This window comes from Senegalia massiliensis, assembly GCF_900626135.1.
In the GTDB taxonomy this organism is placed as follows: domain Bacteria; phylum Bacillota; class Clostridia; order Tissierellales; family SIT17; genus Anaeromonas; species Anaeromonas massiliensis.
Map to the genome: position 1 here is coordinate 273,954 of NZ_LR130785.1, position 12,908 is coordinate 286,861.

The 12,908-nt window shown below is 25.4% G+C and carries 18 protein-coding genes; all 18 read left to right on the forward strand.

Features of this window, described 5'->3' with window-relative positions; genetic code table 11:
- Positions 1-26 precede the first annotated feature (26 nt).
- The 18 genes from E0D94_RS01300 (at position 27) to E0D94_RS01380 (ending at position 12,899) form a co-directional block, all read left to right on the forward strand.
- Positions 27-482, forward strand: coding sequence for a GNAT family N-acetyltransferase (locus E0D94_RS01300; protein ID WP_130805506.1), 456 nt, complete (start codon positions 27-29; stop codon positions 480-482).
- A 102-nt stretch (positions 483-584) separates the two neighbouring features.
- A complete protein-coding gene (locus E0D94_RS01305; protein WP_242620455.1) occupies positions 585-992 on the forward strand; it encodes a DUF6438 domain-containing protein in 408 nt (135 codons plus the stop codon).
- Between the two features lie 181 nt (positions 993-1,173).
- The gene (locus E0D94_RS01310) at positions 1,174-1,872 is read left to right on the forward strand and encodes a pirin family protein (protein ID WP_130805507.1); all 699 of its coding nucleotides are present in this window, start codon (positions 1,174-1,176) and stop codon (positions 1,870-1,872) included.
- Between the two features lie 220 nt (positions 1,873-2,092).
- Positions 2,093-2,725 (forward strand): CBS domain-containing protein, encoded by a 633-nt coding sequence (locus tag E0D94_RS01315; RefSeq protein ID WP_130805508.1) that lies wholly within the window; start codon positions 2,093-2,095, stop codon positions 2,723-2,725.
- An 86-nt stretch (positions 2,726-2,811) separates the two neighbouring features.
- Entirely contained in the window at positions 2,812-3,060 is a 249-nt protein-coding gene (locus E0D94_RS01320) for a hypothetical protein (RefSeq protein WP_165442825.1), read from the forward strand.
- A 73-nt stretch (positions 3,061-3,133) separates the two neighbouring features.
- On the forward strand, positions 3,134-3,430 hold the full coding sequence (locus E0D94_RS01325; protein ID WP_242620456.1) for a DUF2508 family protein: 297 nt from the start codon (positions 3,134-3,136) through the stop codon (positions 3,428-3,430).
- A 64-nt stretch (positions 3,431-3,494) separates the two neighbouring features.
- On the forward strand, positions 3,495-3,758 hold the full coding sequence (locus tag E0D94_RS01330; protein WP_130805510.1) for a pro-sigmaK processing inhibitor BofA family protein: 264 nt from the start codon (positions 3,495-3,497) through the stop codon (positions 3,756-3,758).
- Positions 3,759-3,829: 71 nt separating this feature from the next.
- Positions 3,830-4,447, forward strand: coding sequence for a 50S ribosomal protein L25 (locus tag E0D94_RS01335; RefSeq protein WP_130805511.1), 618 nt, complete (start codon positions 3,830-3,832; stop codon positions 4,445-4,447).
- 119 nt (positions 4,448-4,566) lie between these two features.
- Positions 4,567-4,740: a hypothetical protein gene (locus E0D94_RS14680; RefSeq protein ID WP_165442826.1), complete on the forward strand. Its 174-nt coding sequence runs from the start codon at positions 4,567-4,569 to the stop codon at positions 4,738-4,740.
- Positions 4,741-4,836: 96 nt separating this feature from the next.
- Positions 4,837-5,334 (forward strand): hypothetical protein, encoded by a 498-nt coding sequence (locus E0D94_RS01340; RefSeq protein WP_130805512.1) that lies wholly within the window; start codon positions 4,837-4,839, stop codon positions 5,332-5,334.
- An 82-nt stretch (positions 5,335-5,416) separates the two neighbouring features.
- Positions 5,417-5,596: a sigma factor G inhibitor Gin gene (locus tag E0D94_RS01345; RefSeq protein ID WP_130805513.1), complete on the forward strand. Its 180-nt coding sequence runs from the start codon at positions 5,417-5,419 to the stop codon at positions 5,594-5,596.
- Positions 5,597-5,658: 62 nt separating this feature from the next.
- Positions 5,659-7,059 carry an aminotransferase class I/II-fold pyridoxal phosphate-dependent enzyme gene (locus E0D94_RS01350; protein ID WP_130805514.1) on the forward strand — a complete coding sequence of 467 codons (1,401 nt, stop codon included), beginning with the start codon at positions 5,659-5,661 and terminating at the stop codon, positions 7,057-7,059.
- Positions 7,060-7,071: 12 nt separating this feature from the next.
- The gene (tmk, locus tag E0D94_RS01355; protein WP_130805515.1) at positions 7,072-7,695 is read left to right on the forward strand and encodes a dTMP kinase; all 624 of its coding nucleotides are present in this window, start codon (positions 7,072-7,074) and stop codon (positions 7,693-7,695) included.
- Positions 7,696-7,808: 113 nt separating this feature from the next.
- Positions 7,809-9,134 (forward strand): ABC transporter substrate-binding protein, encoded by a 1,326-nt coding sequence (locus tag E0D94_RS01360; RefSeq protein WP_130805516.1) that lies wholly within the window; start codon positions 7,809-7,811, stop codon positions 9,132-9,134.
- Between the two features lie 21 nt (positions 9,135-9,155).
- Positions 9,156-9,977, forward strand: a complete 822-nt coding sequence (locus E0D94_RS01365) for a carbohydrate ABC transporter permease (RefSeq protein ID WP_165442827.1) — start codon at positions 9,156-9,158, stop codon at positions 9,975-9,977.
- Positions 9,977-10,789 (forward strand): carbohydrate ABC transporter permease, encoded by an 813-nt coding sequence (locus E0D94_RS01370; RefSeq protein WP_130805518.1) that lies wholly within the window; start codon positions 9,977-9,979, stop codon positions 10,787-10,789. Before E0D94_RS01365 ends, E0D94_RS01370 begins: the two co-directional genes overlap by 1 nt.
- Entirely contained in the window at positions 10,789-11,868 is a 1,080-nt protein-coding gene (locus tag E0D94_RS01375) for an efflux RND transporter periplasmic adaptor subunit (RefSeq protein WP_130805519.1), read from the forward strand. Before E0D94_RS01370 ends, E0D94_RS01375 begins: the two co-directional genes overlap by 1 nt.
- Positions 11,859-12,899 (forward strand): ABC transporter permease, encoded by a 1,041-nt coding sequence (locus tag E0D94_RS01380; RefSeq protein ID WP_130805520.1) that lies wholly within the window; start codon positions 11,859-11,861, stop codon positions 12,897-12,899. The genes E0D94_RS01375 and E0D94_RS01380 overlap by 10 nt, the downstream gene beginning before the upstream one ends.
- Positions 12,900-12,908: the final 9 nt, after the last annotated feature.

Sequence of the window (12,908 nt, forward strand, 5' to 3'; positions counted from 1 at the left end):
TATAAAATGTATAAGGAGATGTTAATGTGATATATAGATTGGCAAGAGAAAGTGACATTTCAATGCTTTCAGAAATGAGATGGGAACATGAATATGAGGAAGAAGGAAAATTCGATACTTCAAAAGAAGATTTTATTAAAGCGTGTAAATTATTTTTAGGTGATGGTCTTAAAAATGACACTTGGGATTACTGGGTTGCAGAAGAAAACAATATAATTATTTCAAATATTTACATAAATAGAATACGGAAAGTACCAAAGCCACAAAAACTATTCGCGGAAATAGGTTATGTAACAAATGTTTATACAAAGCCTGAATTTAGAAATAAAGGAGTAGGAACAGAACTTTTAAAAAAAGTAAAACAATGGGCCATAAATAATAAAATTGAATTATTATTTGTTTGGCCAAGTCAAAAATCAGTAACTTTCTATGAACGTCAAGGTTTTTCAATGAATAATGAAATAATGGAATTAGAAATGTGATTAATTAATATTATTGATATATATAATGACGTGGTAGTAGAAATAATAGACTTTTTTATTTATATAACACAAAATTTTTATTAGGATATTTGGAGGAAAATCATGTTTGATTATATAAAAATAGAAAGAACAATGTGCTACGGACCTTGTCCAGTGTACAGTGTAACTGTAGATAAAAATGGTAATGTAAATTATTATGGAGAAATCTTTGTATATAAGACTGGAGAGTATAAGTGGAAAATATCAAAGAAAAAAGTAGAACAATTAAATAAATTAATTAATGATTTTGGCTTTTCATCCTTTGAATATAATCCAGATGATAAATTTGCAACAGATCAGCCTTCTTGTATTACTACAGTGATATATATCAATGGTAAAAAGAAAGAGATTGATCATTACTATGGACATTTTTTGATAGATGACAGCCTAACGAAACTTGAGAATAAGATTGAGAGAATAATTGGTACTAAAAAATATGTAAATCAAAAACTAAATGGGAATGGGGCCTAAATTTCCCTTTGATAGTTAATTTAATATAACATTAGTATATAAGGAGAACACATGATTAAAATTATGGGAGATCCTTTTTTCAGGGTATAAAAATAAGTATTTTAACTATAAATCAATGGGTATAATAAATTAGATACTATAATAAATATCATATTGAGCTTTTAGAAAGGAGAATAAAGATATGCTGAGAAAAGTTGAACACGACAATATGGGAACAAGCGATTTAGGGTGGCTAAAAAGTATATTTCATTTTTCATTTTCTAATTATTACAATCCAGATAATATGAACTTTGGAGTCTTAAGGGTGTTAAATGATGATTTAGTTGAATCAAATACTGGTTTTGATATGCATCCTCATAGAGAGATGGAGATTATATCCTATGTTGTAAATGGAGAATTAACTCATGGAGATAATATGGGTAATGAAAATAAAGTTACCCGTGGACATGTACAATATATGACTGCTGGAACTGGTATATATCATAGTGAACATAATTTAGGAGATGATGTTTTAAGATTTCTTCAAATCTGGATTGTTCCTGACAAAAAAGGTCATAATCCTAATTATGGAGATTATGAATTTGATTGGGAAAAAAGAAAGAATAAATGGTTTCATATTGTATCTAGTAAAAATGGTAAAGCACCAATTAAAATAAATCAATATGTTAATTTTTATGTTTTAGAGCTAGATAAAGATAATACTATAGATTTTTCAGTTGATAAAAACAGACAAGCTTACTTAGTTCAAATAGAAGGAACTTCAAATGTGAACAATATTTCATTAGGTGAAAGAGATGCCCTGGAAATTGTAGAAGAAGATATATTGATAAAAGCAAATGGCACCTCACATATGCTTGTTATTGAAATGAAAAAGGCTTAGTGATACTAGTATTTTAAGTCTTATTATAAAATTTAAATATACCTATAAAGAACCATATGATTCTTTATAGGTATATTTTTTATGGAAAAAATTATAATATTATTTTACCTTACCTGGAAAACTATATTTAAACCATACTTTTATTTGGTGTTAAATAGAAAACAAATGGGTATAAACTTTATAAAGGTATAAAGCTTGAAATTCAAGGAGGTTTTAAAAAATGTATATAACAAGCGTTTTATTAGGACGAGAAAATCTTACTATTTTACAAAAAGATGATAGTGTAAAAAAAGCTAAAAAAGTAATTGAAGATGGAGGATTTCTATCATTACCCGTATTAGATGGAGATAAATTTGTAGGTGCTATACCAATATATAATATTTATAAACAACTAATTGATAAAGATAAAGGTGAAGAAGAAGAGTTTTTAAATAGTACAATAGAAAATTATATTCAAGAAAACATACCAAAAATATCTTCGACTTCTTTAATTGAAGATGCTGCAGAATTATTTGGAAGGAAAAACATTCCTTTTGTACCTGTTATTGATGAAGAGGAAAGACTTGAAGGAATCATAACTCAAAAAGCTATATTTAATGGATTTAGTAGGCTTTTAGGATATAAGAGAGGTACTAGAATTGTAATAAATGTACCGGAAATGAAAGGTAAGTTGTCAGATCTTACTAATGCTATCAGAAAGTCAAATAGCAATATCATAAGTTTAGTAGTATATGATCCTGATACACCGTTAAATGTAAAGCAAGTTATAATTAGAGTAGAAACAGATAATATAGATGCTCTAAAACAGAGATTATCTAAAAGAGGATTTTCTATAAGAGAATTAAATAAATAAATTAATTAATTAGTATTTAGAAGTAGGTGTATTTGTTGAATTTTAGAGCTACAATATTTCTTATATTTTTACTAATAATACTGGTAATGATTATAACTGTTCCTAATATTGAAGATATAAATGAATGGTTAACAAAGGAATATAATATGAAAGTACTAGATAAATCTTATGGTATATATGAATATAAGAATAAAAAAATACAAGATATGGTGACTGTCCAAAAAGGATATGGACTATTTATGACAGTAGAAAAAGAATTTCAATATGAAAATGGAGAAAGCTTTACAATTAAAGGTATAGGTATATTGGATAATATCTATACAACACAAGAATAAACTCTAAAATAAATGTATAATATGATTACCCCTTGTCAATAATCTTTATTAGATTAAGACAGGGGGTATAAAAATGAGAGGACAACAATCATTCAGTAATAAAGAAAAAAATATGAGCATAATATATAATATATCAAATCTTCTTAAAAGGGTGAAACCAGATATGAAAAATAATGATTTTGAATATGAAGAAGAAATGAAAAATTTAAAAGAAGCTCATAAAGAATGGACTCAAGCAGAAATATATTTTGAAAGTGTAAAAGATGATGAATTAATTGATCATGCAATCTATAACTTGGAGGCAGCAAAAAAGAAATATTTTTATCTTTTAAATAGAGTAAGAGAAAAGATAGCAAAAGAAAAAGCATAAAATTAAGAATATATAAATTTAAATCCCTATATAATATAGTAAGTAAATTTATAGAGGTGATTAAATGTTTAGTGAGTGGGGCATATCAATACCCATAATAATTATAGCTCTTTTTTTCTTAGGTTTTATAATCATGTTAAATAGTAGAAGAATAATGAAATTAGTATTAAATAGTATAGTAGGCATAATATCACTGTTATTATATAATATGTTATTAAGTGGCATTACCGGAGTTTATATAGGTATAAATTTAGTCACTGTATTTGTAGTTACTATACTTGGAATTCCAGGATTTATATTATTAATAATACTCAATCTAATATTATAAATTGAAATGTTTAAACTTTCAGTTATTAGGTATATATTAAGTATGTAGAAAAAAACTAAGGGGGAAGAATAATGGCGACGAGAAAACTAAAAGCGAAATTAAGAGAAGAAGTAGGTACAGGAAAATCACATGAGTTAAGAAGAGAAGGATATATGCCAGGTGTTTTATACGGTAGAAATAAAGAAACTAAAAACATAGCTTTTAATACAAAACAACTTCAAAAAATTGTATCAGAAGAAGGATATGGAGCATTAGTAACTCTTGAAATAGATGGAAATAACACTGCAGCTATTTTAAAAGATGTACAAAAAGAAATAGTTAAAGATGATTTCTTACATGCAGATTTCCAAGAACTTTCCGAAAATGAAGAGATAAGACTTACTATACCACTTTATCTTGAAAATAGAGAAGCAGCAGAAGACAATGATACAATTGTACAATTACAACTTTCAGAAATAGATATAGAATGTTTACCAAAATACATTGTAGGTCATGTAAATATTGATGCTAAAAAATTAAAGGATAGTCCTTCTATAACTATAGGTGATTTAGATTTAGAAGGAGTAAACATATTACATGATGATGAAGAAGTTATTGCAAGTCTTACTTATGCTTCAAAGCCTGAAGAAGATGAGGAAGATGAATCGGAAGAGCCAATATATGAAGATGAAAAAAGTGTATTAGAATAAATATTTAAGAGAGTACAAATTGTACTCTCTTAAAATTTTTATAATTTTTCTGAATATTATGTAGAAATACAGTTTAAATTGTAGTATAATAAACAAAAGAAGAGAATGGAGATGGTTATGTGAAAATTATATTCTTAATTTTACTTATACTTCCAATAGGCTTTTTGCAACTAACCATACTATCAGATATTATACATACTTCACGAAAAATACAAACAAATAATTCTTCTAAAATACATGAAAAACATTATAAAGAAGAACAAAAGGAAAGAATATTTAAAAAAGCAAACTAAAAACTATGATTTAGTTTGCTTTTTTGTATTGAAAATTATATCTATAGCACGTATAATATATGAAGCCAATAAATATGTTTTATAGAGGTGATGTATATGATTAGACATGTAGTAAAAGAAGTTAAACATCGTGATTATAGGCCAGTTTGGCAAACTAGTATTATAGTCATGATAGGAATTATATTTATTAATTTTCTTATAACCCAGAGTAATAAATTGCAAAGAATTTATGCATATATTGTTAGCATTTCAATATTAATAGTTTCCTTAGCTGTATTTGTTTATTTTTCATATAGACACCTTATAAACTATATATATATATTGGATGAAAATGTATTGATATTTAAAAAAGGCATAAGAGAAGAAGAAAAAGCTGAGCTTATAGTAAAACAAGATGAGATACAATGGATAAAGCCCTTTTATGAAGCGGAAAAATGTAAAGGAGTAAAGCAAACATATAAATTTATATTTAAAAAAGATAAATCTAAAATGTATGTTGGACAATTTATAAGAAACAATAAAAAATATAGATTTTTGTTTGAACCAGGAACAAGAATGAAAAAAGCACTAAATTTAGAACCTGCCCATAATTAATATGAGCAGGTTTCTATTGTTATGAATAAAATAAATAAATAAGGTAATAATCTAGATATAATATTATAAGGGGTTGATAGCTGTGGATTATAATTGTAAAATATGCGGGGGAAATGATAAAGATAGTATTGATTTTTTAGGCAGTAAAATTTGCAAGTCATGTGTAGATAAAATATCTAGTACTGATGTAGATGATATTATTAATTATGAATATTATAAAGCTAATATAAAGAAAATGTGGCTAGATTACATAGCAAATTAAAGGGAGAGTAAAATCTCCCTTATTTTATGTTATAATTAATCTAAAAGTAAAAGGATGATTATATGTATACTCCTCTTATAAAAGGACTTTTAGAATATAGTGACAAGAAAAGTATAAGATTTCATATGCCAGGACATAAAGGAAGAACAATATATGATTTAGCTAAAGTTATACCAGATATAGATGTAACAGAGGTAGAAGGTACTGATAATTTACATAATCCAAAAGGTGTAATAAATGAATCTCAGAAAAGATCAAGTAATATATATGGAACTAAAAAGACATTTTATTCAGTAAATGGAACAACTGCTGGAATTTATGCTGCTATAACATCTTCAGTAAAGCCTGGAGAAGAAATACTCATACAAAGAAATTGTCATAAGTCAATATATAATTCTCTAGTAATAGGAAGAATAAAAGGTAATTTTATATATCCAAAATATGATAGCGAAAATAATATTCTGACTGTAATTGATCCTAATGAGATTAATGATATATTAAATGAAAATAAAAATATTAAAGCAGTAGTTATGACTTATCCCTCATATCTTGGGATTTGTTCAGACATAAAAACCATAGTTGATGTAGTTCATAAACATGATAAAATACTAATTGTTGACGAAGCACATGGAAGTCATCTAGAATTTAGTAATAATCTTCCTATATCTGCTGAAAGTGCAGGAGCTGATATAATAGTTCAAAGCACTCATAAAACTCTTCCATCATACACTCAAAGTTCTATGGTACATGTAAATTCAAATAGAGTAGATAGTGATAGGTTATCTAAAATGATGAGTATGTTTCAATCTACAAGTCCTTCATACATACTAATGAGCTCTCTTGATATGGCTATGGACTATATGATTAATGAAGGAAAGAATAGGTTAGAAAAAGTATTAAATTATATAGATGAATTTACATCTAAAGTTGATAATTTAGAAGGAATAAATTTATTTTTAGGAGATAGAAAATATAGTTTTGATAAAACTAAAATAGTAATAAATGCTACAGAATTAGGACTTCGTGGAAGTGATTTAGAAAATATTTTAAGAAAAAATTATAATATAGAATTGGAAATGAGTGATTTATTCTATGCACTTGCAATGGTATCTGTAATGAATACAGAGGAGGATTTAGACAAACTGTATTTAGCACTTAAAGATATATCAAATACTCATTGTAAAAAGAAACTTAAAATAAAAGAAGATATTAAATTTTTACATCCTATAAAATATGTTGAAATATATGAAGCTTTTAATGAAAATAGTAAGTTTGAAAATCTAGATGATGCCATAGGAGAAATAGCATCAGATTATATTATACCATATCCTCCAGGGGTTCCATTTGTTGCTCCAGGAGAAATTTTAAGTAAAGATATAATAAATCATATAAAAAAATTTATAGATGCAGATATAGAAATATTAGGACTAAATAATAATAAAATAAATATAATAGATAAGTAAAGGATGTTTTTTATGGAAGGATTATTTATAACTATAGAAGGACCAGATGGAGCAGGGAAAAGTACTCAGATAGAATTATTAAAGAAGTATTTTAAAGAAAAAGGAAAAAACATAGTAATTACCCGTGAGCCCGGAGGGACTTTAATAAGTGAAAAAATAAGAGATATAATATTAGATAATGAAAATATAAAAATGGAATATACTACAGAAGCATTACTTTATGCAGCATCTAGAGCACAGCATGTAGGTGAAAAAATAATTCCAGCTTTGAAAAAAGGACAAGTTGTAATATGTGATAGATTTGTGCATTCAAGTCTAATTTATCAAGGACTTGGTCGAGGACTTGGCATAGAGGAAGTAAAAAAGATAAATGATTTTGCAATAAAAGGAATAATGCCAGATATTACATTATTTTTTGATATATCACCTGAAGTTGCACTAAAGAGGAAAGGAAAAATAGACAAAAGGGATAGACTTGAAAATGAAAAAATAGATTTTCACAAAAAAGTATATGATGGATATAAAAAATTAATAGAAAAATATCCTGAAGAGTTTACAGTAATAGATGCTACAAAATCAATAGAAGATATACATGAAGATGTTATAAATAAATTATATGAAAAGGGGCTTTCTTAATTGAAAGTCCCTTTTTTATTAAAAAAACGTAATAATTCCCATAGTAATTATATGGTAAAATATCCATAAAGAATTATTTGATAATTCTAAAAAAGGGCTTGGGGGAGTCGCCATTGAAAAAATACATATTAATACTTTTTTTTATGTCTATAGTAATTATCACCTCTTGTAGTGATACAGGTTCTAATAAGGACTCAAAAACTAAAAATTTAACCATATATGTTCCTAGTATGTATAATAATCCTGAACTTACATTTATAGTGAGTCAAAAAGATAAGTTTGAAAAAGAAAATAATGTGAAAATAAATATAGATACATTAAAAGATACCAAATATGAAGATAGAAATAAAGCTATAACTTCTATGATGAGTAAAGAAAATGGTCCATCACTTATATTTGTAGGTACAAATGACAGCTATAAATGGTATATAGAATCTGGAGTAGCTTTAAATGCAGAAGGAAAAGTTTCAAACAGAAAAAAATTATTGGAATATATAAATATGGATGAACATTTCACGCCTATATCATTAAGTGTATATTCTAGGGTTATAAATAAGGCTGTATTAGAAGAAATTGGAGAAAATCCTCCTCCTTTAGAATGGGATTATAGTGATTATAAGGATTTATGGTTAGCTGAGGCTAAGAAGAGGGGGAAGATATTAAGTGCTCAAACCTATTCAGAAGCATTTAGTGTTATATTTGATAAAATACAATTTGTTAATAGAGAAAAAAAGGAAGCTAATTTTAATAATGGCCAAGTAAAACAAGCATTCAAGGAATTCAAAGATATAATACATTCATCATATTTCGAACATCCTGAAAATTATACCTTTGAAAACTATGAAAATTTATTAAAAGAGTATAAATCTGAAGAATGGGAAAGAGCTGATGCTATTTCTAATAGTATTTCTAATGAAAGATTATTAGGAGGAGGAGGTTTTAATGTATTATTTCCTATAACTAAATTTGATAGTATCATGATGAAAAAATATATTCATCAACCTCCAATAAAAAGTAAAAATGGTAATATTCTAACAAGTGGATTTATAGTTAATAGAAATGGTGAAAATATAGATCTTGCTTGGAAGTTTTTAGATTATGTTCTACAAGAAGAAGTTCAACAAAATATGATAAACTACAATCACTACTATATGTATCCTGTATTACAAAGTTTAGAAGAAGATTTAATGAAAACAATAAAGCAAAAAGGAGATATTCCAGAAAGATTTCTGAAAATTAGAGAAATTGTATTAGAAAAAATTATAGATGGAGAATATTCTGTAATAGTACCTGGTAATTCTGCACCTGATACTGAAAAAGCAAATTTATATCAATTAACTATAGATTATGTATTTTCTGAAGAGGAGTTTACTGAGAAAGAATTAACCTATAGGCTTAAAATAATAGAAGACACATACAATATTTGGTTAAATGAATAGGGGGATATCATGGGGGGAAAATTGAATGACATAAGAAAGTTTAAAAACATAACTTTTCTTTTGCCTAGCTTAATTGGATTTTTTACTTTATATATAATACCATTTGTAATTGGTATAAGAATATCATTTAGTGAAACAACTTTTAATTCTAATTTTGCTGGATTTAAAAATTATATATATGTATTTAAAAGTGAAGCATTTCAACTTGCAATTAAAAATACTTCTATTTTTATGTTACTAGGTATTCCTTTAATTATTATAATATCTTTTTTATTAGCTTTATCTATATTTGAACTTAAAGTAAATCCTATTATAAAATTATTCATAATCTTACCTATTGCAATACCTACAGCTAGCATATCAGCATTTTTTGAAAAGAGTTTTGGTATATATGGTTTAAATTTACTTGATTCTAAATATGCTATGATTGTTGTTATAATTATGTTTTTATGGAAAAACACTGGATATAATTTAATAATATATCTAGCAGGTCTTACACAAATTGATAAATCAGCTATAGAAGCAGCTAAAATAGATGGAGCAAACTATTGGGGCCTTGTTAGATATATTATAATACCTTTACTTACACCTACTACTGTTATAGTTGGAATAATAACTATAATCAACTCATTTAAAGTATTTAAAGAAATTTACATACTACAAGGGAAGTATCCAAATCCAAACTTATATATGTTACAACATTACTTAACAAATAAATTTAATAGTATAGAATATCATCATTTAACATCTGCTGCTTATATTTTTACATTAATGATATTAGCATTTATATTTTTATTTGTCTTTTTAGATAGGAGATATAGCAAAAAGGTAGGTGATAATTGATGAAAAAGATAGTATATATATTTATAATTTTATTGTCATTATTATTTTTACTTCCTATAATTTATACAGTTGCAAATTCTTTTATGACATTTATTCAATTGTCAAAAGATAGTATCCAATTAATACCTGAACAATTCAATCTACAGCAATATTATTCACTAGTCATAAATAAAACTGAATATTTCAAGTTCTTTTTAAATTCTATAAAAATCACGATTTTTATTATATTAGGTCAAGTGATTATAGGTGTATTTGCAGCATATACATTTGCAAAAGTAAAATTTCCAGGTAAAAAAATATTATTTGTTTTATATGTTTTCTTACTTTTACTACCTTATCAAGTAACTCTTGTTCCAAACTTTCTGCTATTTGATACATTAGATAGATCTGGTATAACAATATTAGATACTCATTTAGCCCTTATAATACCTGGAATATTTTATCCACTAGGAGTTTTTATATTGACTCAATTTATAAAAGGGATCCCTAATGAACTTATAGAAGCAGCTAAGATAGATGGTGCAGGAACTTTAACTATTTTAAGAAAAGTAGTATTACCTATAATAAAACCTGCTATATTTGCACTTATAATTCTTACATTTATAGATAATTGGAATCTTATAGATCAAGCTATAGTATTAATTGAAGATGACAAAAAGATGCCTTTATCTGTATTTCTAAATACTATATATACAAAAGATAAATCTGTATTTTTTGCAGGAGCAGCACTTTATATAATACCAGCTATATTTATATTTAATAAAGGAGAGAAGTATTTAAGTGAAGGACTTATACTAGGGGGAGATAAGTAATGAAAAAAATAGTAATGGTTTTTTTTATATTGATAATTTTTATGGGCTTTTTTTCTAAAAGTATAATAAATTTATTTTTACCACAAGTAAAAGTAACAGGAGCTACTGGTTCTCCTGTAGAAAAGTCAATACAAGTAAATGGACAAGTAGTTGCAAATAATATGATAGATATAAGGCTTCCTGGTTCTGTAATAATAAAAGAATTTTTAGTGGAAAATGGTGATGAAGTAGAAAAAGGTACTCCTATATTTAAAATTGATACAACTTATGGAATAAAAGGTAATAGTGAAATAATAGAAGAGTATAAAGATAGCCTAGAAATAGAAAAAATCAGAAAGAATAGTTTGGAACAATTAGGTGAAGGAGCTAAAGAGCAACTTGAAATATTAAACAAACAAATAGAACAAATAGAGGCAAAGATAAAACGTTTGGAAAAAGCAAATACTTTTTATCAAAAAGTAGATAAAAATGGAGTATATAAAGCAGAAACAGATGGAATAGTCATAAATTTAAATAATACAAATGTTCCTTTAGTCCAAGATGCAATTATTCTTCAAATAGCAAATGTAAAGGGAAAAGAGGATTATAAATATGTGGCAAACTTTTCAAGAGATCAATATGATTTTATCAATCAAGTAGGTGAAATAGAATTACAAAAAGAATATTATGATGATGTTACAAAGCTTAAAATAAATAATATAAATACTGTAGTTGAAGATGATATGATGAAATTAGAAGCTAATTTCACCAATGATTATCCTAGAAATTTATTTATAGGAGAGAAGTTAAATGCTAAGATAGTTATGAAAAAAAAGATAAAGGGTTATCTCACTGTTTCAAAAGCAGTATTGAATCCTTATGGAGATTTTATAAATGGAAATGATGCAGATATTTATATCGTAGAAGAAAAGGATGGTATATTAGGCAAAGAATATATTGCTAAAAGGATAAATGTAAAAATGGAAGTGATAGGAGATCATGAAGTTATAGTATCAGGGTTAGATAGACCAAGACTTAGAGTTATAACAAATCCATCATATAAAATAAAAGATGGATCAAAGGTGTTTATATGGGAATAAAGAAAACTATATTAATAATATTCTTTATTATACTTTTATTATTTGGTTATGCAATTTTAAATATGAATTACAATAAAGATGCAGTAAAAATAACTTTAGATCAGCCTATAACTAAGGAACAATTTAACTTTATAAATGAAAGACTATATATAAAAGATTATGCTATAAATTATAGTAAAAATTATAAGAATAAAGAAATTATTATGACTGATGGTAATAATTTAGATATAAAAAATATAGATTTAGTAAAAGGAGATTTTTTATATTCCACGGATAAAAAAATAGCTGTAATAGGTGATGATATAGCTGAAAAAAATTATAGTTTTTCAAACATTACAGGAAAAGAAATAAATGTATTTGATGAAAATTATGAAATTATAGGTATTATAAAGGATAATAATAACATTTACATACCATATGATGAAAAAAAATTAAATGAATATTGGGATGAAGTATCAATTAGCTATGTACCTGTAAATCAAGAAGAAACTGATTTTTTTATAAGAGATGTAGAAGTTTTACTTAAAACTATAGGAATAAATGTTATAGATACTATAATTTATAAAGATAATATAGATAGCTTTCTAAATATCATTATACTATTATCTATATTTATAATTATAAAGTTATCTATATATTTGTATTTAAAAATAAAGAAGAATATAAAGACTTTAACAGCTTATTATAATCAAAACAAAAGAAGAGAATACTTTCATAAGTTTATTTATATTAAAAGAAAACCTATATCTTTATTAATACTAAAGTTAATAGTATTTATTTCTATTATATATATTGCTATATTTTCATTAAGATATTTAACTATACCTAATAGTTTGATACCTAGTAATTTGTTTTCTTTGTTATCTTATAGAGATGTAATTTTAAGAATCTATGAAAAATTCTTATATTATATGCAAAGTGGATTTATCAGTATATGGATAGATACCATAAAACTATATGGTATAATATTTGTAATATTTATAATTATAAATATACTGGTTACAATACTAATTAGAGATGTTAAAGAATAAATTATAAAT

Coding starts and splice junctions, on each gene's coding strand:
- E0D94_RS01335 (WP_130805511.1), top strand. CDS start 3,830: ATGGCGACGAGAAAACTAAAAGCGAAATTAAGAGAAGAAGTAGGTACA.
- E0D94_RS01305 (WP_242620455.1), top strand. CDS start 585: ATGTTTGATTATATAAAAATAGAAAGAACAATGTGCTACGGACCTTGT.
- E0D94_RS01350 (WP_130805514.1), top strand. CDS start 5,659: ATGTATACTCCTCTTATAAAAGGACTTTTAGAATATAGTGACAAGAAA.
- E0D94_RS01310 (WP_130805507.1), top strand. CDS start 1,174: ATGCTGAGAAAAGTTGAACACGACAATATGGGAACAAGCGATTTAGGG.
- E0D94_RS01325 (WP_242620456.1), top strand. CDS start 3,134: ATGAGAGGACAACAATCATTCAGTAATAAAGAAAAAAATATGAGCATA.
- E0D94_RS01330 (WP_130805510.1), top strand. CDS start 3,495: ATGTTTAGTGAGTGGGGCATATCAATACCCATAATAATTATAGCTCTT.
- E0D94_RS01315 (WP_130805508.1), top strand. CDS start 2,093: ATGTATATAACAAGCGTTTTATTAGGACGAGAAAATCTTACTATTTTA.
- E0D94_RS01320 (WP_165442825.1), top strand. CDS start 2,812: ATGATTATAACTGTTCCTAATATTGAAGATATAAATGAATGGTTAACA.
- tmk (WP_130805515.1), top strand. CDS start 7,072: ATGGAAGGATTATTTATAACTATAGAAGGACCAGATGGAGCAGGGAAA.
- E0D94_RS01380 (WP_130805520.1), top strand. CDS start 11,859: ATGGGAATAAAGAAAACTATATTAATAATATTCTTTATTATACTTTTA.
- E0D94_RS01375 (WP_130805519.1), top strand. CDS start 10,789: ATGAAAAAAATAGTAATGGTTTTTTTTATATTGATAATTTTTATGGGC.
- E0D94_RS01370 (WP_130805518.1), top strand. CDS start 9,977: ATGAAAAAGATAGTATATATATTTATAATTTTATTGTCATTATTATTT.
- E0D94_RS01340 (WP_130805512.1), top strand. CDS start 4,837: ATGATTAGACATGTAGTAAAAGAAGTTAAACATCGTGATTATAGGCCA.